This is a genomic window from Chloroflexota bacterium, assembly GCA_026706485.1.
GTDB lineage: Bacteria > Chloroflexota > UBA11872 > UBA11872 > UBA11872 > JAJECS01.
Genome location: JAPOYR010000004.1, coordinates 293,875 through 316,556, shown reverse-complemented (window position 1 = coordinate 316,556; position 22,682 = coordinate 293,875). Strand labels below are relative to the sequence as shown.

Annotated in this window: 24 protein-coding genes; 15 read left to right on the top strand and 9 right to left on the bottom strand. The window is 67.8% G+C overall.

Annotated elements, in window-relative coordinates:
• Positions 1–460: 460 nt before the first annotated feature.
• The gene (locus tag OXG79_03965; GenBank protein MCY3782926.1) at positions 461–2,545 is read right to left on the bottom strand and encodes an AAA family ATPase; all 2,085 of its coding nucleotides are present in this window, start codon (positions 2,543–2,545) and stop codon (positions 461–463) included.
• A 5-nt stretch (positions 2,546–2,550) separates the two neighbouring features.
• Positions 2,551–2,751, bottom strand: coding sequence for a hypothetical protein (locus OXG79_03960; protein ID MCY3782925.1), 201 nt, complete (start codon positions 2,749–2,751; stop codon positions 2,551–2,553).
• Positions 2,752–2,945: 194 nt separating this feature from the next.
• Between OXG79_03960 and OXG79_03955 the strand changes: the two genes are divergently transcribed.
• The 4 genes from OXG79_03955 to OXG79_03940 all read left to right on the top strand — a co-directional run bounded on the left by OXG79_03955 (position 2,946) and on the right by OXG79_03940 (position 6,361).
• Positions 2,946–3,611, top strand: a complete 666-nt coding sequence (locus OXG79_03955; protein MCY3782924.1) for a GNAT family N-acetyltransferase — start codon at positions 2,946–2,948, stop codon at positions 3,609–3,611.
• A gap of 80 nt (positions 3,612–3,691) precedes the next feature.
• Entirely contained in the window at positions 3,692–4,993 is a 1,302-nt protein-coding gene (locus OXG79_03950; GenBank protein ID MCY3782923.1) for a homoserine dehydrogenase, read from the top strand.
• Positions 4,990–6,054, top strand: coding sequence for a threonine synthase (gene thrC, locus OXG79_03945; GenBank protein MCY3782922.1), 1,065 nt, complete (start codon positions 4,990–4,992; stop codon positions 6,052–6,054). The genes OXG79_03950 and thrC overlap by 4 nt, the downstream gene beginning before the upstream one ends.
• A 124-nt stretch (positions 6,055–6,178) precedes the next feature.
• Positions 6,179–6,361 carry a hypothetical protein gene (locus OXG79_03940; protein ID MCY3782921.1) on the top strand — a complete coding sequence of 61 codons (183 nt, stop codon included), beginning with the start codon at positions 6,179–6,181 and terminating at the stop codon, positions 6,359–6,361.
• Here the strand turns inward: OXG79_03940 and coaE are convergent.
• The gene (coaE, locus tag OXG79_03935) at positions 6,358–6,978 is read right to left on the bottom strand and encodes a dephospho-CoA kinase (GenBank protein MCY3782920.1); all 621 of its coding nucleotides are present in this window, start codon (positions 6,976–6,978) and stop codon (positions 6,358–6,360) included. The genes OXG79_03940 and coaE overlap by 4 nt on opposite strands.
• Before the next feature lie 3 nt (positions 6,979–6,981).
• Positions 6,982–7,686 (bottom strand): HAD-IB family hydrolase, encoded by a 705-nt coding sequence (locus OXG79_03930; protein MCY3782919.1) that lies wholly within the window; start codon positions 7,684–7,686, stop codon positions 6,982–6,984.
• A gap of 265 nt (positions 7,687–7,951) precedes the next feature.
• On the opposite strand from OXG79_03930, the gene ribD reads away from it, so the two are divergent.
• From ribD to OXG79_03905, 5 genes are read left to right on the top strand one after another with little or no spacing between them, the layout of a single operon-like run.
• Entirely contained in the window at positions 7,952–9,088 is a 1,137-nt protein-coding gene (gene ribD, locus OXG79_03925) for a bifunctional diaminohydroxyphosphoribosylaminopyrimidine deaminase/5-amino-6-(5-phosphoribosylamino)uracil reductase RibD (GenBank protein MCY3782918.1), read from the top strand.
• Between the two features lie 3 nt (positions 9,089–9,091).
• Positions 9,092–9,751, top strand: a complete 660-nt coding sequence (locus OXG79_03920; GenBank protein MCY3782917.1) for a riboflavin synthase — start codon at positions 9,092–9,094, stop codon at positions 9,749–9,751.
• On the top strand, positions 9,748–10,947 hold the full coding sequence (ribA, locus tag OXG79_03915; GenBank protein ID MCY3782916.1) for a GTP cyclohydrolase II: 1,200 nt from the start codon (positions 9,748–9,750) through the stop codon (positions 10,945–10,947). Before OXG79_03920 ends, ribA begins: the two co-directional genes overlap by 4 nt.
• Positions 10,937–11,467, top strand: coding sequence for a 6,7-dimethyl-8-ribityllumazine synthase (gene ribH / locus OXG79_03910; GenBank protein ID MCY3782915.1), 531 nt, complete (start codon positions 10,937–10,939; stop codon positions 11,465–11,467). Before ribA ends, ribH begins: the two co-directional genes overlap by 11 nt.
• A gap of 14 nt (positions 11,468–11,481) precedes the next feature.
• Positions 11,482–12,471, top strand: a complete 990-nt coding sequence (locus tag OXG79_03905) for a DUF3500 domain-containing protein (GenBank protein ID MCY3782914.1) — start codon at positions 11,482–11,484, stop codon at positions 12,469–12,471.
• Positions 12,472–12,474: 3 nt separating this feature from the next.
• Here OXG79_03905 and OXG79_03900 read toward each other — a convergent pair whose 3' ends face one another.
• Positions 12,475–14,040: a gamma-glutamyltransferase gene (locus OXG79_03900; protein ID MCY3782913.1), complete on the bottom strand. Its 1,566-nt coding sequence runs from the start codon at positions 14,038–14,040 to the stop codon at positions 12,475–12,477.
• A 123-nt stretch (positions 14,041–14,163) separates the two neighbouring features.
• Between OXG79_03900 and OXG79_03895 the strand changes: the two genes are divergently transcribed.
• Entirely contained in the window at positions 14,164–15,273 is a 1,110-nt protein-coding gene (locus OXG79_03895) for an aminotransferase class V-fold PLP-dependent enzyme (GenBank protein MCY3782912.1), read from the top strand.
• A 37-nt stretch (positions 15,274–15,310) separates the two neighbouring features.
• Here the strand turns inward: OXG79_03895 and OXG79_03890 are convergent, their stop codons facing one another.
• The 4 genes from OXG79_03890 to OXG79_03875 all read right to left on the bottom strand — a co-directional run bounded on the left by OXG79_03890 (position 15,311) and on the right by OXG79_03875 (position 18,808).
• Positions 15,311–15,652 carry an RNA-binding protein gene (locus OXG79_03890; GenBank protein ID MCY3782911.1) on the bottom strand — a complete coding sequence of 114 codons (342 nt, stop codon included), beginning with the start codon at positions 15,650–15,652 and terminating at the stop codon, positions 15,311–15,313.
• Positions 15,653–15,921: 269 nt separating this feature from the next.
• Positions 15,922–17,337, bottom strand: a complete 1,416-nt coding sequence (locus tag OXG79_03885) for an aspartate ammonia-lyase (protein ID MCY3782910.1) — start codon at positions 17,335–17,337, stop codon at positions 15,922–15,924.
• Positions 17,334–18,398: an SAM-dependent methyltransferase gene (locus OXG79_03880; GenBank protein MCY3782909.1), complete on the bottom strand. Its 1,065-nt coding sequence runs from the start codon at positions 18,396–18,398 to the stop codon at positions 17,334–17,336. Before OXG79_03880 ends, OXG79_03885 begins: the two co-directional genes overlap by 4 nt.
• Before the next feature lie 74 nt (positions 18,399–18,472).
• Positions 18,473–18,808, bottom strand: a complete 336-nt coding sequence (locus tag OXG79_03875; GenBank protein MCY3782908.1) for a zinc ribbon domain-containing protein — start codon at positions 18,806–18,808, stop codon at positions 18,473–18,475.
• 127 nt (positions 18,809–18,935) lie between these two features.
• On the opposite strand from OXG79_03875, the gene OXG79_03870 reads away from it, so the two are divergent.
• From OXG79_03870 to OXG79_03850, 5 genes are read left to right on the top strand one after another with little or no spacing between them, the layout of a single operon-like run.
• Positions 18,936–19,448, top strand: a complete 513-nt coding sequence (locus tag OXG79_03870) for an FmdB family transcriptional regulator (GenBank protein ID MCY3782907.1) — start codon at positions 18,936–18,938, stop codon at positions 19,446–19,448.
• Positions 19,449–19,460: 12 nt separating this feature from the next.
• Positions 19,461–19,928: a D-aminoacyl-tRNA deacylase gene (dtd, locus tag OXG79_03865; GenBank protein ID MCY3782906.1), complete on the top strand. Its 468-nt coding sequence runs from the start codon at positions 19,461–19,463 to the stop codon at positions 19,926–19,928.
• Positions 19,929–19,958: 30 nt separating this feature from the next.
• Positions 19,959–21,287 (top strand): histidinol dehydrogenase, encoded by a 1,329-nt coding sequence (hisD, locus tag OXG79_03860; protein ID MCY3782905.1) that lies wholly within the window; start codon positions 19,959–19,961, stop codon positions 21,285–21,287.
• An 18-nt stretch (positions 21,288–21,305) separates the two neighbouring features.
• Positions 21,306–21,929: an imidazoleglycerol-phosphate dehydratase HisB gene (gene hisB / locus OXG79_03855; protein ID MCY3782904.1), complete on the top strand. Its 624-nt coding sequence runs from the start codon at positions 21,306–21,308 to the stop codon at positions 21,927–21,929.
• 9 nt (positions 21,930–21,938) lie between these two features.
• Entirely contained in the window at positions 21,939–22,679 is a 741-nt protein-coding gene (locus tag OXG79_03850; GenBank protein ID MCY3782903.1) for a TlyA family RNA methyltransferase, read from the top strand.
• Positions 22,680–22,682: the final 3 nt, after the last annotated feature.

Genomic DNA, 22,682 nt, shown 5'->3' with positions numbered 1-22,682 from the left:
CCTAATCCGCCCACACTGCTGTCTCAGCAATTCAATATACGCCGATGTCCACGCCTTAGAGAACTCTGGATCGCTCAACGCTTCCAACAACACATTCGAACATGCATCTCGGCGTTTCAGGCGATCGGCAGGAACCACCACCCACCGTGGCGTGGGAAAGCGAATGGCTAGCGCAAAGTATCCAACACTACCGGGAACCTCGGTCAGTGACCTAAAGTCTTCTTTGGTCAACTTTCGCCGCCGTGGGCGCCCGACCTGGGCCTCAATCTCAAAGTACATGGTCTCCATACCGCTGGTCGCCACGATATCTGGATGACCTGACCTATTGACCTGTTCGACTTGGAACTCCAACCTCAAGAGTACATGTGCGGCCAGTGCCTGAACCTTATAGCCGAATTCGGACGGAGAAACACTCAGGCGCAAATCCTCAATGCAATCCGTAGCCTTGTTATTGGATACGTCATCCATACCTGATTGCCAGGCTTGGCCCGCTGCTGGGCGACCAATTTGCCGGCTCAATTATTGCGTAGCTATCTTGATCAAATGCCTCCGGTATCATCTCCCCAAGGCGCTCCGTCTCTTGTGAGGCAACGATAAGTTGCACGTTACGTCCAAGTTCTTGAAGTCGATCGACCAGGATCCTTATGTGCGCTGTATCCAATGCTCGAGTGGGATCGTCTAGCATAACGAGGTAGACTTCAGTTGGAGTATCCTCGGTCTGGCTGAACGCGAAATACGGCACGAGGTGCAGTGCACTCTCTGCCTGCCCGTTCAACACACCCGTCGGGTCTTCTCTACCATTCGAGTCTTGACTACTGGAAACCCGCAGTTGCAGTCGCGGAAGTGTGGACTCGGCAATTATCAGTCGGTCATACCATGGATGCTGCGTTAGTGCGCCGAAAGCCTTGGAAAGCAACTCCGACACACGAGGGACGCTTTGCGCCAGTTTCTCCCTTAGCCGAGATTTGACAACTTCTTCAATTGCACGAACCGACTCTCCCAATGCGACGAGCTCTCCATAAGATCCGATAACTCTAGTAAGTTCCCGTCTTTCTCTCTGCAAGCGGTTCAGATGCGTCTGGATTTGGTGGAATCGACTCTCTTCTTCAAGCCTGTTTAGTTGAGCCGCTTTCAGCTCGAACCATGAGTCTTGGTTTTCGATCTGCCCTTCGATCTCCGAATCTCGCTCCAGATAGCTAGCGATAATCGCTCCAATGTCGCGTGTCTTATCTAGTTTGACTCTATCTTCGGCATGAAGATCGCTCGTGGCAGCGCTCACATCATCCATCAGCGAATTGCACCGAGACTCTTGTTCCTGAAGCCGCGCTTGTAGTGATTCAGACTGTGCAACCCGAGACTCAAGTGTGGCAACCGATGACATCACCGCTTCATTGGAGTTCTGGATCGTGCCCTGCAGAGCAAACTCGAGAGCTTCTCGGTCGTGATGAGTACTACATACTGGGCAAAGGGTTTCTGCCGCATCGCCGCGACGGATCAAATCTAGTGCATCGCGCACGATGCGCCCCGTTATCGATTCCGTTGAGGCCGCGTCTTTTGCACGCTCTAGCTTGCATCTGAGCTCCACGGGCGTCAGACCATCGAAGATCGACTCCAAGTCCGCCTGCGTCTTCTCGACTACAGACTCCTGCATTCTCATCTCAGCCCGCAGCTCACGCAACGCTTCCAGGGCACCCCTCTGAGCAGCTATCTCATCTCGCTCTTGCTCCAGATTCCCTTGGTCGTGAGTGCGCCGCTCGTCGAGCGACTGTGCTGCGCTATCGACCAAAGCGCCCAATGACGCCCCATCCAGTTCGTCGCTCGGCGATTCACCGGTAACGTCTTCGATGAAACGCCGAACTTTCTGTTCTGAAACCGCCATTGATGGGGAAAGCTCATTGCCCCAAGGCGGAGCATTCATGATCTGGCTCATGCGAGTCTGCTCTTCCGCTATCTGCCCATCCAGACTCTCGCGAGCCTCCGTAAGTTCTTCGGCTAGATCTTGCTCAGCCTCCGATTGATCCACCAAGAACTCTTGAATGTTACTTAGCAAACCCCGCGGGTGCGTTAGGCCGAGATAGTTGAGGACGGTCTTTTCGAATGGATTGAGATCCTCCGGTTGCCGACGGAGAGGTGCCGACTGAGCCGCGAATATGACATGCGTACCCTCACCAGCATCCACAGAGTCGAGTTGAGGCATAATCTCTCTTATATTGCGACGCTTGCCATGTTGGTCAGTGAGTACAGGATCACTAGTGCCGCGAGCGCCTAGATTCAATGTGCGTTGAAGTGTCCAGAGTTGGCGATCACGCTCTAGCGTGACTGTGACGCGGCAATCTCCGGAATAGTGCTGATTGCTTACTACTTCGTTTGGTCGAAATGCCGAGCCAAAGAGCCCCCAACGAATGGCCTCCACAATGCTGGATTTTCCGTTGCCATTCTGCCCGAGCAGGAACACATGGCGACCCTTGAAGTCAACTACCTGGGGTGACGCAAATCCCTTGAATCCCTCGATTTCAACACATTGAACTCTGAATCCGCGTGCCATCGACACTAGCTTCCTTCAAACTGCTCTAGCTGGCTTCTCACCCTGCCTTCACGTCGGTCTTTTTCGGCATCGAGGTAGTTCTTGACCGCTTCGGGACCGTCTCGATCGAAGTAGTCCGCCATTGCTGCCCACAATTCTCTAGTTTCCGGGGGCAATTGCTGGGTGATCATTCGACTGAAGGACTGGCTTGCCTGATCGTCTGGCATTCTTTGCTCCCATTCTATGTCCAGGGCACCTGCGTGTAGTGCCACTCATTTGCCGATCTGTGGATGAGGAGAATATCAGACCACCTCTGGTCCTGGTGCCATCGTTCAGCCTCGCCGGGGCTCCGAACACAGGAGCACCCCGCCACCGGGTACCATCGGCCATCTGCATCTGTGCCGTTTCGACCTGGGGGACCGTGGCCGCCGACAACGCCCGTCCCCCGCCGCAGCCCGAATACGCCACGTTGCGTCGTCCCGCCCGCAGCCGCGATTCCGGTCCGCGCGTCGTCGTGCGACCCGGCACGGCTTCGGATTGGGCGGCGTGCTGGGCCATGGACGTGTCCTACGAGACCGACCATGTGTGGCAGTTGCAGACGAGCGCCCAGTCCGACGTGTCGATGGTGGGTTTCGTGCAGGTGCGTCTTCCCCGCACCATCACCCTGCGCGATCCGCTGTGGGGCGGATCGGCCGATCCGCCGCAGCCGAAGCAGGGATCCCTGATCGTGGCCGAGGCCGGCGGCGGCGTCGATGGCTTCGTCCTGGTCGTGCCCGACGCGCCGCGGGCCGTGGACACCCTCTGGATGTTGGCGGTTCGCCAGCGCGCCCGCAGGGGCGGACTGGGTACGCGCCTGGCGCGGGCGGCGGTCGAGGCGGCTCGCGCGAGCGGTCGTCGTGCCCTGTGCACCACTGTGCAAGCCCGCAACTTTCCCGCCATTCGCATGCTCCAAGCGGCGGGGTTCGTGCTTACGGGCTACGACGAGCAGTACTACCCCTCGAACGACGTGGGACTGCGCTTTGCCCACCGCCTGACGGCCAATGGCGCCGGTCGCCGCGCGGGAAACCGGACGCCGGGGAGCCGATAGCACGCCCAGCGCCACACCTGGCGGGTATTCTGCCCCTTGCCGCCTCCCGTCTGGGTGGTGCGGGCCAGGGTGAGCCACGAATGTCCAGCGGGATAGGACTCGGCCTCCTCGGCGTTGGCAACGTCGGCTCGGCGGTCGCGCGCCACGTTCACGCGCGCGCCAAAATGCTCGAGCGGCAACTGGGCCGTCCGATCACCGTGCAGCGCGCACTCGTGCGCGATCCGAACAAGCCGCGCGACGCCTCGATTCCCCCCGATCGCCTGACCACCGACGCGGCGGCCGTGATCGACGATCCCAATGTCGACGTCATCGTTGAAGTCCTGGGCGGCGTCGAGCCCGCGCAGCAATACCTGCGCCGCGCGCTCGAAGCCGGCAAGCACGTCGTCACGGCCAACAAGGAGGTCATGGCCGCCCATGGGGTCGATCTCTTGCAGCTTGCGGCCGACCGCGGACTCGATCTCTACTTCGAGGCCAGCGTCGGCGGCGGCATCCCGCTCATCGGCCCGTTTCGGCAGGACCTGGCGGCCAACGAGATCGAGGAAGTGCACGCCATTCTCAACGGCACCACCAACTACATCCTCTCCCAGATGGCCGAGCACGGCCGGAGCTATGTCGACGCGCTGGCCGAGGCCCAGGAATTGGGCTACGCCGAACCGGACCCGACCAACGACGTCGAGGGCCACGACACGGCCTTCAAGCTGGCGATTCTGGCCACGCTGGCCTTTCGCGGCCGCGTCGCTCCGGCGGACGTATTTCGGGAAGGCATCTCGCAGCTCACCAAGGCCGACTTCACCTACGCCGCGGAACTGGGGTACAGCATCAAGCTGCTGGCGATTGCCAAGCGACGCGGCGACACGATCGAAGCCCGCGTCCATCCGGCGCTGGTCCAGCGCGACTTTCTGTTGGGGCAGGTGGAGGGCGTCTACAACGCCGTGCGCATTTCGGGCGACCTCGTGGGACGCGCGATGTTCATGGGGCGCGGCGCCGGTCCCGAGCCCACGTCGAGCGCCATCGTCTCCGACCTCATCGACCTCGGTCACAACATGCGCCGGGCGGCGCACAACCGGATTCCGGTGCTCCTGGACCGGCCGGTGCGCGTGGTGCCGATGGACGACGTGATCTCGCGCTACTACCTGCGCCTCTGGGTCAAGGACCGCCCCGGCGTGCTGGCGCGCATCGCGGCCATCTGCGGCGAGCACGCGATCAGCATCGCCTCGGTGCTGCAGAAGGAAGTGGATCCCGATGCGCGCCGCGCCGAGCTGGTGCTGCTCACGCACGACGCCCGCGAGGCCGACTGGCGGCCCGCGATCCAGCGCATCATCGCGCTTGACGTGGTGCCGGAGGTCGCCAGCGTGATCCGGATCGAAGACCTGCTCGAATGACGCTGAGCGTCCCCGCGGGCGTCATTGAACGCTACCTCGAGTTTCTGCCCTTCATGGGCAGCGCCCCGGACCTCACCATCGGCGAGGGCGGCACCCCGCTCGTCCGTGCGCCGGTCCTGGAAGACCGAACCGGAATTCGCGAGGTGTGGCTCAAGCTCGAAGGCTGCAACCCCACCGGGTCCTTCAAGGACCGGGGCATGGTCGTTGCCGTGGCCAAGGCGCTGGAGGCAGACGCGCGCGCGCTCATTTGCGCCTCAACCGGAAACACCGCCGCTTCGGCCGCCGCCTACGGAGCGCGCGCCGGGGTGACGACGGTGTGCGTGGTGCCGCACGACTCCACCGCCTCGGGAAAAATGGCGCAGACCCGGATGTTCGGCGCGCGGGTCGTGGCCGTGACCGGTACGTTCGATCACGCACTGACCATCGTGCGCCGGCTGGCCGAACGCGACGGCGTGGAACTCGTCAACTCGGTCAACCCGAATCGACTGGAAGGGCAGAAGACCGCGGCGTTCGAGATCGTGGACGCGCTGGGCGACGCGCCGGATGAGCTGTACCTGCCGGTGGGCAATGCCGGAAACATCGCGGCCTATTGGCGTGGGTTCGTCGGCTACCGGGAGGCCGGGCGGGCGACGCAGACCCCGGTGCTCCGGGGATTCCAGGCCGAGGGCGCGGCGCCGATGGTGCTCGGGCATCCCATCGACGACCCCGTGACCCAGGCGTCGGCCATCCGCATCGGCAATCCGGCCAACTGGGACGAGGCGGCGGCGGCGCGCGACGCCTCCGACGGATCGATCGAAGCCGTGCCCGAGTCCGCGATCGCGGATGCCTATCGGCTGCTCGCCCAGGAGATGGGCGTGTTCGTCGAACCCGCTTCGGCCGCCGGGATCGCCGGCTTGCTACAACGACGGGCGGGCGGTCCGGCCTCGGCGGAGCGTGTCGTGTGCGTGCTCACCGGTTCCGGCCTGAAAGACCCGGACACGGCCCTGCGCGAGTCCGACGACCCGATCGCGGCGCCCCCCGACCTCGATGCCGTGACGCGCGTGCTGGGGTGGTCGGACTAGGCCGAAACCGCCCAGTTCGAGCGCGCGACGGGCGGCGGGGCCGTCACTTGCTGGCGCTCGGCGCGCCGCCCTAATATCGGGCCGCGCTGGCTGTGCCGCCGACCAGGCTTGGGAGTTCCACAGGATGGGGCAGGAAGACACCCGCGAACGATCCGATCGAATCCGCCGCGAAGTCCGCGATCTGACCAACAAGGGACTTTCGCCGCAGGAAATCCTGTCGCTGTTCTATATGCGGGGCAAATGGCGCAGCCGCCTCTCCGAGGAAACCGAACCCGACAACGCTCCCAGCGAAATCGGGCGCGACTAGCCGGCCAGCAGGTCGATCCAGCGGGCGGTCACCTGGGTCCGCAGCTCTTCCAGCGAGCCGTTGTTGTTGAGGCGCACGATCGGTCGCCCGGGACGAAGGCGGCGGAATGCCTCGGCCTTCTCCTCGGGGCCGGCCTGCATGGCCAGGCGGGCCTGAACCTCGGCCGCTGAGAGTCGACCGCTGGCGGCGACGCGCTCGACCAGCACCGCCGGATCGGCCTCGACGAGCCAGAGTCCGTCCAGGCGAAGACCGGACGGTCCCTCGACCACGTTAATGGCTTCGATGAACGTGGCGGGCGCGTCGGTGGCCTCGGCGAGCAGCGCGTCGGTCGCCTCGCCGACGGCCGGGTACAAGAGGTCCTGGAGGCGCGTGAGCTTCTCGCGATCCGCAAACACCTCCCGCGCCACCGCGGCGCGGTCGATGCCGCCGTCGGGTCGTTGGGCGGACGGAAACGCCTCTCGCACTCGCCGCTGCACCGTCGCATCCGACTCCAGCAACGTGCGAACCGTCGCGTCGGAGTCGATCACTCGCGCCCCGAGCTCCCGCAGCATCGCGCCCACCGTCGACTTGCCCGCGCCGATGTTGCCGGTGAGTCCCGAGACTGGATGTTTGGCCACTCGTTAGCCCGCGTCGCGCACGATTGGCCACTTCCGGCGCCGAGCAATTTGATGGAGGCGATCGTTCGGCCACACCGCCACCGGGTGGCCGACGAGTTGCAGCAGGTCGAGATCGCGCTCGGTGTCGGCGTAGGCCAGGCTGCGCTCGAGGTCAATCGGCCGCTCGGCGTCCTGCCCCATGGCCATGACCCGCCGCACCTTCTCCGCGCCCGTCACCGTGTCGCCGATCACCCGACCCGTGACCTGGCCCGCGGCAACCTCCACCCGGGTTCCAATGACCACGTCAAAGCCGAGCGCCTCCCGGACCGGCTCCAAGAACGGCTCGTAGGTGGCGGACACAAGCGCGGTGCAATAGCCGTCAGCCTTGTGCTGCCGCACCATCTCGGCCACTCGCTCGCGCATGGACGGGCGAAAAATGGTCTCCCACGCATGCTGGACGAGGGCGGCCAGCTCTCGCTCGTCGATGCCGCGCACCGTCGCCCACGCGGCCGGCATCCAGCGCCGCACCATGAAATCGGCGCTCACCAGGCCGACCTTGCTCGCGAGGATGACCGGTAACTGGCGCACGATCATTCGCGTCTTGCGCCGTCTCCACGCGCCGCGTCCGCCCATCCACGACTCGATGGCCTGCCACACCTCGCCCGTGACGAGGGTGCCGTTGAAATCGAAGATCGCGGCGGCTTGCGGGGCCTGGACGTGGTCTCGCATGGGAATGGCGCTCAGCCTTGCGGTGTCGTCGCGGCAATGTCCCACACGAGCCTTCGGCGGGCATGTGCGCAACATCACCGTGAGCCGCGTCTATAGTTGACCCGAGACATCGGCGATTCGCGGAGCAACGGTCGCACTCCTTGGTGGGACGGGCTAACAGGTTCAGTTACCGGTAGATTCCCGCTCCCCGCCTTCGCGGGGACAGGCTTCGCGGGAATGACGGAGGGCTTCGCAAAAAAGGCTATCGCAGGGGGAAATCTCGTCGGTGACCATCACACGAGTTCATACGCCGCCCGCGATTGACCAGGAGACCCTGGCGCGGGCGATGCGCCGGGCCGTCGACCTCGCGCGCACCGTGCGCGGACGCACCAGTCCCCTGCCGCCGGTGGGCGCGGTGGTCCTGCAGGGCGACCGCGTGGTCGGCGAGGGGGCGACCGCTCCGCCCGGCGGACCGCACGCCGAGGTCAATGCGCTCACCGCAGCGGGCGATCAGGCCCGAGGCGGCACGCTGGTCGTGACGCTGGAGCCCTGCAATCACGTGGGGCGAACCCCGCCCTGCACGGAAGCCATCCAGCGTGCGGGGATTGCCCGGGTGGTCGCGGGTACGCGAGACCCGAATCCGCACGTAGCGGGAGGCGGCCTCGAGGCGCTGGCCGCCGGCGGCGTCGCCACGGACGTTGGGCTGCTCGACCGTGAGGCCGACGCGCTCATCGCGCCGTTCTCGACCCTGATCACCCGCGGCCGGCCATTCGTCACGGCAAAATGGGCAATGACGCTCGACGGCAAGATCGCCGGCCCGCGCGGAGGCGAATCGATTACCGGCGCCGAGGCCAGGGCCGAAGCCCACCGCCTGCGGGACCGCGTGGACGCGGTCGTCGTGGGATCGGCCACTGCGCGCATCGACGATCCGCGGCTCACGGTGCGACCCGAGCCGGCCGACGGACGGCAACCGCTGCGCGTGGTGATGGACTCGGCAGCCTCGCTGGCATCCGATGCGCGCATGCTCGGAGAGGCCGGGTCGACCCTTGTGATGACCGCGCGCGAGTCCGCCGCGGACCGCGCTCGACTTGAGCGCACCGGCGCCGAGGTCGTGCGCGTCGCCGGCGGACCGGAGGGCCGGGTCGAGCCGGCGGATGCGCTAGCGACCCTGGGCGCGCGGGGCCTGGCCCACGTGCTGGTGGAAGGCGGATCGCGCCTGCTCGGCGCGCTCGTCGCCGCCGACCTCGTCGATGAAGTCGTCGTGTTCATCGCGCCGTGCGTGATGGGCCCCGGCGTCCCGGCGCTGGATCCCCCGCCCGAGGCCGGCGGCTTCCTGCCGTGGACACTCGACGACCCCAGCGTGCGTCGACTCGGGCCGGACACCATGGTGCATGGTCGGCGCCCGGCAGCCGAGGGCGGCTGACGCATGTTCACGGGCATCGTCGAGGCAATGGGCGAAGTGGTCGAGACCACGAACCGCCAGGGCCTGCACCGACTCGTCGTCGCCGCACCGGTGCTCGGCGACGGCGTGGCCATTGGTGACAGCGTGGCGCTCAATGGTGTGTGTCTCACGGCGGTGCAGATCGAGCATGAACGCATGACGGTCGAGGTCGTGCCGGAAACGCTCCGCCGCACGAACCTGGGCTCGCTTGACGTCGGCGATGCCGTGAACGTCGAGCGCTCACTGCCCGCCGACGGCCGATTCGGCGGGCACATCGTCCAGGGACACGTGGACGGGACCTGCGCCATCGTCAGCCGCGAGCGGGACGGCGCCGGCGAGATGGTGACCTTCACGCTGCCGCCCGAGCACGCGGCCCAGGTCGTCCCCAAGGGCTTCGTCGCCCTCGACGGCGTGAGCCTGACCGTGGTCGATGCATCAACCGAGGAATTCCGGGTAACGCTGATTCCCCACACCCGCGGGCTAGTGACGCTGGGGGCGGCCGAGGTCGGATATCGCGCTAACCTCGAGGTGGACGTGCTGGCAAAGTACGTGGAGCGCGCCATGTCGGTGATGCCGCAGGAGGCCTCGCTCAGCCGCTCGCAGCTCCAGGCGTCGGGACTCCTGGACATGGAGACGGAAGCATGACCGGGACCGAGATCGAGACCGCAATCGGCCAGATCGCCGCCGGCGGGATCGTTGCGGTGGTGGACGACGGCCGCGATCCGCCGGACGTGGACCTCGTCGCCGCCGGCTCAACCCTCACCGAGGCGAGTCTGGCCGAGATTCGCGCCCTCACCACCGGCCAACTGCACACGCCCGTGGCGCCGGAGCGGCTCGACGCGCTGGGCATTCCGCTCATGATCGAGGCGGAGGCCAACCCCGTCGCTCGCTCGGCTGCATTCACCGTAACCGTGGATCTTGCCGACCAGGCGCCGCAGCCGGGCTCGCTGCCCGGCGTGGTGGGCACCATCCGCGCCCTGGCCGATCCGACACGCGATGCGGCGGCGTTTCGCAAGCCGGGCCACGTGGCGCCGCTTCGCGGCCGCAGCGGCGGCGTGCTGCGGCGCTTCGGTCACACGGAGGCCGCCATCGACCTGGCGCGCCTGGCGGAGTTGCCGCCGGTGGCGGTGCTCACCGCGCTGCACACGTCCGAGGGTCGCGCTGCCCGTCCCGACGACGCCCTGAAGCTCCTCAAAGGCCGCGACATTCCCTCGATCGCGATTAGCGAGATCGTGCGCTATCGCCGGCTCAACGAGCGCGTGGTGATCCGCGGCGCGGAAGCGGCGCTGCCGACGGCCGGCGGAACCTTTCGCGCGATCGCCTTTCGCGACACCACGACGAACGAGGACCACGTGGCCCTGATCAAGGGCGCCGTCGCCGGGGGAAGCCCGCCGCTGGTGCGGGTGCATTCCGAGTGCCTCACCGGCGACGCGTTCGGCTCGCTGCGGTGCGACTGCGGCGATCAGCTCGCCGCCGCCACGCGGCGCATCGAGGCGGAAGGCCGCGGCGTCGTGCTCTACATGCGCCAGGAGGGACGGGGGATCGGGCTCGCCAACAAGCTGCACGCCTATCAGCTCCAGGATGACGGCCTGGACACCGTGGAAGCCAACCACCATCTCGGATTCGCCGTGGACCTGCGCGACTACGGCGTCGGCGCCCAAATCCTGCGTGACCTTGGCCTGCGCGAGCTGCGCCTCCTCACCAACAATCCCAAGAAGACCGAGGGGTTTCGCGCCTACGGGCTCCACGTAGTCGAGCAGATCCCACTCAGCGTCGAGCCGGGGGAGCATAATCAGCGGTACCTGGAAACCAAACGACAGCGAATGGGCCATGGCGTCTGATCACGACCCGGCGCTGACCGACGGCGAAGTCATCGAGCCGCTCATGGACGGTGCGGGGCTTTCGGTGGGCATCGTCGCCGCCCGATTCAACGAGTTCTTCACCTCGCACCTGCTCCGCGCCTGCCAACGTGAGCTGCGACGGCACGGCGTGGCCGACGAGGACGTGATCGTCGCGTGGGTGCCGGGGGCCATGGAGCTGCCGATTACGGCGCGCGAGCTCATCGCCTCGCGCGACGTGGACGTCGTGGTGTGCCTGGGGTGCATCATTCGCGGCGAGACCACCCACTACGACCACGTGGCCCAGGAATCGGCCCGGGGCATCGCCCGCGCCGCGCTGGATACCGGAACGCCCGTGATTTACGGCGTCGTGACCGCCGAGACGCTGGCGCAGGCCGTGGACCGCAGCGGATCGCGTGCCGGCAATCGCGGCGGCGACGCAGCACTTGCCGCCATCGAAATGGCGCGCGTGCTGGCCGAGGTTCGCCAGGGCCGTCCGGTGGTTCCCGCCGCCGAGCTATGACGGCGGCGGCCGCCGTGACGTCGTACGCGCCGCAGGCGGCGTCGGCGATGACGGCGGCGGCGCGGGGATTCCTGGAATCGCTCGACGCTTCGCAACGGGCGGAGGCCATGTTTCCGTTCGTCGGGGACGAGCGCTTTGTCTGGCACTACACGCCTGTGCCGAGGAACGGCCTATCGCTCAATGCCATGCAGCCCGATCAGCGGGCCGCGGCCCTGGACCTGGTGGCCACGGGGCTGAGCCCGCGCGGCTGGCGCCAAGCCCAGCAGATCATGGCGCTGGAGACCATCCTCGACGAGTGGGAGCGCCTGCAGGGCCTATCCGTGCGGTGGCTCCGCGATCCGGAGGAATACCACCTCAGCGTGTTCGGCCAACCCGGCGACGACCGCTGGTCCTGGCGCGTGTGCGGCCATCACCTCCTGACCCACATCACCGTGGTGGCGGAAGCGCATCTGGCGTGCGTGCCGCTGTTCTTCGGCGCCAATCCGGCCGAGGTGCGTCACGGGCCAGAGAAGGGCCTGCGCATTTTGTCGGCGGAAGAGGACCTGGCGCGCGGCCTGCTCGAGCAGCTCACGCCCGACCAGCGCCGCATCGCCGTGGTCGATCCGCAGGCGCCCGACGACATCCTCACCAAGAACTATCGGGCGATCCAGCCCGGCATGGCGCCCCAAGGTCTTGCCCTGGGCGACATGGCCCAGGCGCCGCGCGAGCAGCTCGTGCGCCTCATCCGGCACTACGTCGACCGCTCGGCCGGCGAGATGGCCGCCAACGCCTGGCGCGACATCGAAGGCGCCGGCCTGGACGCCGTCACATTCGCCTGGGCCGGCCCCCAGGAGCGGGGACACGGCCACTACTACGCCGTGGTTGGGTCAACCTTTCTGATCGAATACGACAACACCCAGGACGGCGCGAACCACGTTCACTCGGTGTGGCGCGACTTCACCAACGACTTCGGCGGCGACGTGCTGGCCGAGCACTACGCCGAGTCCGCCCACCACCACGGGTAGGGCTCACACGCCGAGGGCGTAGCCCTCGCGCCGCGGGTCGGCGCCACCTTCCAGCCACCCGGCCGCGGACCGCGCGACGCCTTGCATGCCGCCCATGGCCTGGTCGAACGTCTCGACCGTTTCCATGCGGTGACCGCGCCCGCGCAGCGCCTCGACCACAGCCGGCCTGGCACGGGATTCGATCGTGACCAGATCGCCGTCGTGCGCGTGCAGGCGTGTCGCCTCGATCGCCGACTGCACGTCCAGGCCACCGGCCAGCATGCCGACCAGCACTTGGGCCTGCGCCTGGCAGATCGTGTAGCTGCCCGGGGTGCCAAGGGCCAACCGCGGCTCGCCCCCTCGAGTGACGATCGTTGGCGCGAGGGGCAGGGATAGCGGCCGGCCGCCGGACAAATGGTTGGGGCTGGTCGGGTCGCGGTCGCCCCAATCCAGCAGGTTGTTCAAGACGATGCCCGTGCCCGGCACCACGAGGCCCGAGCCGAACTTGCCGCCCAGGCTCTGCGTCAGGCAGACCAGGTTTCCGTGCGCGTCGCCGGTTGCCAGCGCCGTGGTGTGCTGCGGCGGGTGGATCTCGCCCCGGTTGCTGGTCCGGCTTGAACGGGCAGTGACGGCTTCGGCGCGAGTGCGCGCCACGGCGGCGTCGGTGAGCAAATCCATGAGCTCGTCGCGCGGCGCATTCGTGTGCCGGATTCGGGCCGTTGCGGCCACCCGGATCGCCCGCACCAGCGCGTCCAGGTATGACGGCTCGTCGTCGGCTTGCAAATCGTCTTCGAGGATTCGCAGCGTGAGCAGCATCTGGATGCCCTCGCTGGTCGGCGGCGGCGTGTGCAACTGGGCGCCCCTGAATGGGGCGGCCAACGGCTCGGTCCAGCGGGGCTGAACCTCGCGCAGGTCGTCCGCGCCGATCCATCCGCCCTTCGATTGCACGTGGCGCGCCAGCGCCGCACCGAGCGGGCCGTCGTAGAGGGCGCCCGGTCCGTCGACGGCGATTTGCTCCAGCGTTGCCGCCAGGTCGGGTTGCCGCAGCACCGAGCCGGCAGGTGGCACGACGCGATCCGGCGTGAACACGTCCAGCCACTCGGTTTGGGCCGCGTGGCGCTCGATGCAAACCTCCAGGAACTCGATGGCGAATGGCGAGAGCGGATAGCCCTCGCGCGCGAGCTCGATGGCGGGCTGCAGCACCTCCGCGGGCGACTTGCTGCCGTAACGGCTCAGCAACTCCCACCATCCGGCCAGGTTGCCGGGCGTGCCCGCCGTCTGGGCGGCGTTTGCCAGGTCTTTCCCGCGCCGGGCGTCCGTCTCGAGGCGGCGCGGCACCGGCGGCACGAAGTCGAGCGCGCGCACGCGCCGCTCGCGGGCCACGTAGCAGCAGGCCACGCCCATGCCGGCGAGGCCGGACATATAGGGCTCCGCCACGCCCAGCGCCGCCGCCGTCGCCACGGCCGCGTCGAAGGCGTTGCCGCCGGTCATGAGCATCCGCACGCCGGCGATGGTGGCCAGCGGCTGCGCCGACGCCACCATGCCGCCCATCGACCGCACGGCCGGTCTGCCGCCGGAAGGCGTCGGCATGGCTCAACCTTCCTGTCCGCAACTGGTGGTTGCCCATGTTCCGCCGTCCGGCGCGCGGTGTCACGCCGCCCCGCAATCGCCTACCATCGCCGGTGGCCGACGCACCACTCGAATCGAGCCACCATGACGCCCAACGACTCTGTGACAGCCGACGTTTATGCCGAATTGGGGCTGGAGCGGGTGGTCAACGCCCGCGGCAATCAGACGGTGCTGGGTGGGTCGCGGCTTTCTCCGCGCGTGCTGGCGGCCATGGAATCCGCCAACGCGTCATTCGTCGATTTGGACGCCCTGCTGACGCGCGTGGGCGAGTTGGCGGCAGAGATCCTGGGCTGCGAAGCGGCCTACCCGACCTCCGGTTGCGCCGCGGCCATGGCGCTCGGCACCGCCGCGTGCATGGCCGGCGACGACCAGGAGCTCATCGCCCAGCTTCCCGACACGACCGGCATGCGCAACAAGGTCGTTATCCAGTCACCCCAGCGCAATGAGTACGACCGCATGCCGAGTGTGGCGGGGGCGCAGCTGGTGGTGGTCGAGCCGCGGGACTTCGAGGCTTCGCTCACGGACGACACGGCGGCGGCGTTCTTCGTAGCGTCGTATGACGGACGGGGCGGCAGCGTGCTCCTGTCCGACGCCATCCCGATGGCGCACGCGCGGGGCATTCCGGTGATCGTGGACGCCGCCGGCAGCGTCAACCCTCCGCAGATGATGAATGAGGTCGTGAGCACCGGCGCCGACCTGATCGGCTTTGGGGCGAAGTACTTCGGCGCGCCGAATTCCACCGGCTTGCTGTGCGGCCGCCGCGATCTGATCCGCGCGGCGGCGTTGCAGGGCTTCATCGGCTTCGAGCTGCACGGCGGCAACGCATTTGGCCGCGGCTTCAAGCTGGATCGCGCGGAAGCCGTCGCCGTGATCGAGGCACTGCGGGAGTGGCGCAGTGGCGGTTACGAAGCCGTCCGCGACGCCAGCAACGCGCGCGCCCACGCCCTGGTCGAGCAGCTCGCCGGCGCGCCGGGAATGACGGTGCGAGTGGACACGGACATGGGACGGGCCGCGGTCACGTTCGACTCGGGTGGCGCGCACACGGCCGAAAGCGTCGCCACGGCCCTCAGCGAATGTCACCCGCCGATCTGGGCGCGTGTCGAAGGCGTGGAACTCGCGTTCCAGACGAACACACTCAGCGAAGACGATCTCGCGATCGTCGCTGCGAGCCTGCGAGAGATTCTGGAGAGTTAGACGCGGAGCTGACCGCGCCGCGCCGGACGCGAGCGGTCTAGTAGCGTCCGCCTCCGCCGCCGCCGTAGCCGCCACCACCGCCGCCGTAGCCACCGCCACCGCCGCCGTAGCCGCCACCACCACTACGCGGGCGAGACTCGCGCGGGCGCGCCTCGTTGACGGTCAGCGCGCGACCCATCAGGTCGGAGCCGTTGAGGGCCTCGATCGCCTGACGAGCCATCTCGTCGTCCATCATCTCGACGAAGCCAAAACCGCGTGACTTTCCGGTCACGCGGTCCTTGATCACCGTGGCTCGGGTGATCTCGCCGTATCGTGCGAAGAGCTCATGAAGCTCGTCATCGGTGGTCACGAAGGGCAGATTGCCCACAAAGATATTCATCCAGCTAAACCTTCCGCGGAACTCATGCGACGCTCGCCTGATCCGCCAACCTTGCCCGCCGCACACTCCGCGGTCGCAGCCAAGAATCCAACGTTGCAGGTTCCACGCGGAACCCGACACTGCGCAAACAGTACCACGGGATGCGGCGTTCGCCGCGACAATTTTTCGAATGATTTTCGGGGATCGCCTGCATACGGACCGATCCCACTCGGCGCGCGGGGCCACCTTGTCCGCGGCGAGCGATTGCCGATCGGCGTGGCGGACGGCTGTTAGCCGCCTCCACCGCCGCCCGCGCGCACGCCGGCCTCGGTCATGGGCGTGGGGTCCAGCGCTTCGGCAAGTTCATCGGGTGGGATGTCGGTCAGCCGCGCCGCGACCTCCGGCACGCCCTCGCCCGTGGCGACGGCCTCCTTGGCGATCTCGGCGGCGGCCGCATAGCCGATGCGCGGCGCGAGCGCGGTCGCCAGCATGGTGTTCCGCTCCAGCCAGTAGCGCAGCATCCGGTCGTCCACCTCCAACCCGCGGACGGCGCGGGTGTCGAACGCCCGCGTCACGTTCGTCAGGACCTCGATGGACTGGCAGAGGTTGTAGGCGATGCAGGGCATCATCACGTTGAGCTCGAGCTGCCCGGCTTCGGCGGCCCATTGGACGGCGGCGTCGTTGCCGAACACGTGGAAGCAGACCATGTTCAGGCACTCGGCCATGACCGGATTGACCTTGCCGGGCATGATCGACGACCCCGGCTGGAGCGCGGGCAGCCGCAGCTCGGAGATGCCGGTGCGGGGACCCGACGCCAGCAGCCGGAAATCATTGGCGATGCGACTCAGGTCGATGGCCAGCGCGCGCAGCGCCCCGGACAGCATGGCGAACCGCGCCATGCTCTGCATCGAGTAGAAGAGGTTCTCGGCACGGCGCACGTCGAGCCCCGTGACCTCGGCAATGACGTCGATGACTTCGACCTGGTATTCGGGCTCGGCGTTCAAGCCGCTGCCGACGGCGGTGCCGCCGAGGCTCAATTCCTGCACCTGGGCTTCGGCGTCGCGGATGAACGCCGCATCGCGTCGGATGGCCTCCGCGTAGGCCCCAAACTCCTGGCCCAATCGCACCGGCGTCGCGTCCTGCAAGTGCGTGCGGCCCGACTTCACGATCCCGTCCCAGTCGCGGGCCTTCTCCTCGAACGCGTCCGCCAGGCCGTCCAGTGACACATACAGATCCTGCAACAGCTTCAGCGCCGCAAGGGCGATGGCCGTGGGAATGATGTCGTTGGTCGATTGGGCCATGTTCACGTGGTCGTTGGGGTGCACGGGCGCATAAGCGCCGCGCTCGCCGCCCAGGAGCTCGTTGGCGCGGTTAGCGAGCAGCTCGTTGGCGTTCATGTTGTGCGAGGTGCCGGCCCCGGCCTGGAAGACGTCCACGACAAACTGGTCCTGGTGCAGCCCGTCCGTCAGCACCTCATCCGCCGCCTGCACGATCGCGTCCGCCAGATTCGCCTCCAGCCGGCCGGTGCGTCGGTGGGCGATGGCCGCGGCCTTCTTCACCACCACCGTCGCCCAAATGAATGCCGGGTGCGGTCCGATGCCGCTGATATCGAAGTTCTCAACCGCGCGCTGCGTCTGCACGCCGTAGAGCGCGCCGGCGGGAACCTCCAGATCGCCCAGGGGGTCCGTTTCGGTCCGTGTCGTCATCCGTCGTCCTTCCCGGTGTCGGGCTGTGGCGCGGCCGCAGTTGGCGGCAGTCCGCGCAAACGGTCGATCACTGCATCGCGAGCCTGCACCAGCACACGAAATCTTCCCAGGTCCGTGGGGGAAACGAGTTGAAACACGGCTTCCCGCTCACGCGTATAGTCCGCGACCGAAAGATTTGGACGGCGCTGCACCGCCGGCAAGTGCTCGCCGATTCCCAGTGCCGTCAGGAAATCTCCCTGCGTGCTCAAGCGCGCCGCCGTCGCACCGGCGTCCGCTCCAACGTCGATGAGTTCGGAGAAGTTTACGTGCGCCGTCAGGTCGGAGGAACCCGGATCGGCCAGCACGTCGTCCGAGGCGCGGTGTTGGCGGTAGGCCAGCAGCGTGCCCTGGCTGAAGCGCGGACCGTGAACCTCGGCCGCGAGGCCGCCGTAGTCGATGCCGGTCATGACCCAGCGGCGGGCGATGCGACGGACGTTGGCGTAAATCTCGGCCACTCCCTCGCGCATCTCAATGATTCCGCCGTCGGGAACGTCCTGGCCGTAGCGCCGCGCATAGGCCTTGGCTTCGACATCCGCCGCAGACGGCTCGAGGGCCGGGAGATCGTCGCTCAGGCCCACCCGCAGCTCGACCCAATCGCCGCCGTTGCGTTGCAGCAGCCGCACGGGCAGGGCGTCGAAGAGCTCGTTGCTGAGAATTGCGGCGGCCGGGCCGGCGTCGATTGCGTCCAACGACGGCACGAACGCGGCTGTTGGCGCCTGCTTCCGGGCCCGAGCCCGCGCTGGCGCGGAGCGCTCGACGCCGACGTAGGCCAGGTGCTCACGCCAAGGGCGCTCCTGGGCGGCCGACGCGATTTGGCAGGCGAGCGCGCCACTCCCGCAGCCAAGCTCGACCACCCGGAATGGTCGAGGTGCCCCAAGCGCCGTCCACACGTCGTCGAGGTGCCGCGCCAGGAGCATGCCGAAGAGCTGCGGGTGCACGGTGACGCTGGTGAAGTAGTCGCCGGCTCGGGACGGCACGCGGCTATAGAAGCCGTGGCGCTCGTCGTAGAGGGCCGACGCCATGAAGTCGGCGAACGAAATCGGGCCGTCGGCGGCGATGCGCCGGCGAAGTGACTCGAAAAGGGGGCTGCGGGACGCTACTGCAGGTTCGAGACGACGATGACGAAGGCGATGAGAAGGATCGCCACGGCGGCCCACACGGTCAGCGGCAATCCCAGCAAGGTGGTCGACGGCGTACTCGGCGCGGACTTGCGCGCGCGAGGCTCCGACGCGGCGCGCTCGCGCTCCGTCTGCTCGCGCAATCGGCGCAAATTCTCGCTGATCTTTGGCGCGAAGCGGCCGGACTCGTCGGGAGTGGCCGTCTCAGAGCTCAGGTCGGCTTCGGCTGTCTCGGGACGAGGCAGCTTTTCGCCGCAGTTGATGCACAGCCAGGCGCCCTCGGTGTTCTGATGGCTGCACTCTGGACACCGCATATGCACCGACCCGCGACGGCTTTCCCCTGGCGGCCAATCCTAGCACCCGCCCTCTCCAGCGATCGGTGCGAAACGCGCCAATCGCGGCGGGCATCGGGACGGCGGGCGGCGGGCTCGGTCGGTCCCGATGGTCCCCGTCAATATGCCGCGGCGTTTACCGGAAGATGCCGAGGATCGCTGGGACAATCCGGCGCGTTCGTATAATCCCGCTTGCGCCGCCGCATGCCGGCAACCCATGGCGGCCCAAGCTTTCCTCAAGGAGCCCCGCCGCGTGCCGACCTACGAATACGAATGCACCGCGTGCGGCCACAACTTCGACCTGGTGCAGAAGTTCAGCGACGAGCCGGCAACCCAATGTCCGGAGTGTCAGGGCCGTTTGCGCAAGGTCTTTCACGCGGCCGGCATCATCTTCAAGGGCGAGGGCTGGTACGCCACCGACAGCCGCTCCAGCGACGAAAAGAACAAGTTCAAGGACGATGGAAAAGCGCCCGCCGAGTCAGGTGACGCCGGCAAGGACAAAGCGGACAGCGCGGACAAGCCGGCCAAGGATGGCGCGACCAAAGAAGCGCCTGCGAAGGAGACGGCGGTGGCCAAGTCCGACGCGAAGGCCGAGCCGGCGAAGGGCGCCGCGTCCGATTGAGGCGCGATCCCCATGCGCGTCGTCATCCAACGAGTCTCGCGAGCCCGCGTGTCCGTGGGCGGCCGCGAGGTGGCGGCCATTGGTCCGGGATTCCTGGCGTTGGTCGGCGCGGCGGAGGGCGACGGTACCGACGACGTGCGCTATCTGGCGGAAAAGGTCGCCAATTTGCGCATCATGCCGGACGCGGACCGGCGCATGAATCGATCCGTGCTGGATACGGCGGGGGCCGTGCTGGTGGTATCGCAGTTCACCCTGATTGCCGAAACGCGCAAGGGCCGGCGCCCCAGCTTCACCGGCGCGGCCGCGCCGGCCATCGCCGAGCCGTTGGTGCAGGAGTTTGGCGCCGCCCTGGAGGCGCTGGGCGTGCCCGTGAGCCACGGCGAGTTCGGGGCCGCCATGGACGTCGAGCTGGTCAATGAAGGGCCCGTCACCATCATTCTGGATAGCCATGACCGACACATCGCGCGCCGCCGCGCTTAGCAAGCGGTCGAGCCCCGTCGTGGCCCAGCCGTGAGTATTCGTGTGATTCAGGGCGCCGACGCCGTGCGCCGGGAGCTGATCGCCAGGCACGGCGAGCTGGCCGTCGTCGACGAGGCGGCGCGGCAACGCGCGTCCGGGGTCTTTGGCGAGTCGCTGAGCCCGCGGGAGTTTGTCGCCAGGGTCGTCGAGCGCGTGCGCGCCGACGGCGACAACGCGCTGCGCGAGATCGGCGCCAAGGTGGGCGACCACATTCCATCGCGGTTCGAGGTCAGCCCGGCGGAGCTGGCAGCCGCGCGCGACAAGGCTCCGTCAGACCTGGCGGAGGATCTCCAGGTCGCCGCGGAGCGCATCCGGGCGTTCCACCAGCGCCAGATGCCGCGAGACTTCTTCGACGAGGTAACCGGCGTGGGGCAGCGCTGGATGCCGGTCGATCGAGCCGGGATTCACATTCCCGGCGCGTCCGGTCCGCTGGCCTCGTCGGTGCTCATGACGGCCATCCCGGCGCGCGTGGCCGGCGTGCGCGAGATCGTCGTCTGCACGCCCGCCGCCGAGTCCGGCATCGACCCCGTCATCGCCCTGGCCGCCCATGTGGCGCAGGTTGACCGGGTGTTCCTGGTCTCCGGCGCACAGGCGATTGCCGCCATGGCCGTTGGAACGGCGTCGGTGCCCCGCTGCGACGCAGTCGTCGCCCCCGGAAACGCCTGGGTGGTGCTGGCGACGCGCGAGGTGTTCGGGCTCACCGGCGTGAGCGTGCTGCCGGGACCCACCGAAACCCTGGTCATTGCCGACGCGACCGCCGATCCGGCGGATGTCGCGGCGGACCTGATCGCCCAGGCCGAGCACGGCGGGCCGGCCAGCCCAATCGCCCTCACCGACTCCGCCGAACTCGCCGACGAGATTACCCAGGAGATCGAGCGCCAGTTGGCGTCGCTGCCGCGCAGCGCCGTCGCCGCCGACAGCTTTGCCGCTCGGGGCGGCGTGGGCGTGGTGGCGGATCTGGACGAGGCCGTGACGCTTGCCAACGAATACGCGCCCGAGCACCTGTGCCTGCTGGTGGCCGACCCGCGGCGGCTGCTGGAAGGGGTGCGCAACGCCGGCGGCGTGTTCGTCGGCGCGGGCTCGCCCGAGGTGCACGGCGACTACGTGGCCGGTCCCAGTCACGTCATGCCCACCGGGGGTACGGCGCGGTTCGCGTCGCCGTGCGGGGTCTATGCCTTTCTGAAGTCCATGAGCGTGGTGCAACTCGGGGCCGCCGACTCGCAGCGTTTGGCGCCGGTGGCCGTGCGCATGGCGCGGGCGGAGCGGCTGGAAGGCCACGCGCGAGCCGCCGAGCGGCGTCGGAATCCCGCCGGGCCGTGACTACAATGGCGCGGCAACATGCGCACGAGGGGGTCGCCCGCATTGGCTGACCGCACCGCCTCCGTCCAGCGAACAACGGACGAGACCGACGTCACGGTTACCGTGGACATCGACGGCACGGGCCACTTCGAGGGATCCACAGGCATCGGGTTCCTCGATCACATGCTGGCCCAGATCGCCAAGCACGGCATGTTCGACCTCGACGTCACCGCCACGGGCGATCTCAACGTCGACGGGCACCACACAGCCGAAGACGTCGGCATCACCCTCGGCAAGGCGTGCAACGACGCCCTTGGCGATCGCGCGGGAATCGCCCGCATGGCGGACGCCACCGTGCCGATGGACGAGGCGCTGGCCAACGTGGCCGTGGACCTGGCCGGGCGCGACCATCTGTCGTTCGACGCGGAGTTCCAGCAGGACGCGATCGGCGATCTCGAGACCTCGCTCATTGAGCACTTCATCGGGTCGTTCGCTCGCCACCTGGGGGCGGCGGTGCACGTGCGGCTGCTCGCCGGTCGCGACGACCACCACAAGGCCGAAGCCATCTTCAAGGCGCTGGCGCGCGCCCTCGACGGGGCCACCGCGCTCGATCCGCGCCGCGAGGGCCAGGTGCCCAGCACCAAGGGCACCCTCGAAACCTAGCCTCGGCCGGTGAAGCACCGGCTGGATGTCGAGCTGGTCCGCCGCGGACTGGCCCCTACGCGCGCCCAGGCCCGGCAATACGTCCGTGATGGATTCGTGCGGGTCGACGACGCGCCCGTGCGGCGGCCGGGGCGCGCCGTGGCGTCCGATGCCGCCATCGAGGTTGACTCGGAGGCGTCGCGCTACGTGGGACGCGGTGGGCGCAAGCTGGCCTTTGCCCTGGACCACTTCGGCCTGGATCCGTGCGGGCTCCGCGTGCTCGACGTTGGCGCCGGAACCGGCGGCTTCACCGACGTGCTGCTCCAGCGCGGCGCCGCACGCGTTGTGGCCGTCGACGTGGGGCACGGGCAAATCGCGCCGGCCCTGCGCGACGATCCGCGGGTCGACGTGCGTGAAGGCACGGACGTCAGGGATCTCGGCGTAATCGATGCGGCGGTTGACGCCGTGGTCGTCGACGTCGCCTTCATCCGGCTGCGCGACGTGCTCGACTCTCTGGTTCGCGCGGCGCCGACGGCGCAGTGGATGGTCGTTCTGCTCAAGCCGCAGTTCGAGTTGCCGGGCCGATGCGTGCCCGCGGACGGGGTGGTCAAGAGCCAGGCGCAGCGCGATGCGGTGCTGCAGGACTTTCAGTCTCGGCTGGCGCACGCCGGCTATGTCGCTCTCGCGACCTGCCCAAGCCCGGTGCCCGGCGTCGGCGGCAACCGGGAGACGTTTGTGCACCTGGCGCCGCCGTGGCCCGCGCCCCACTAGAAT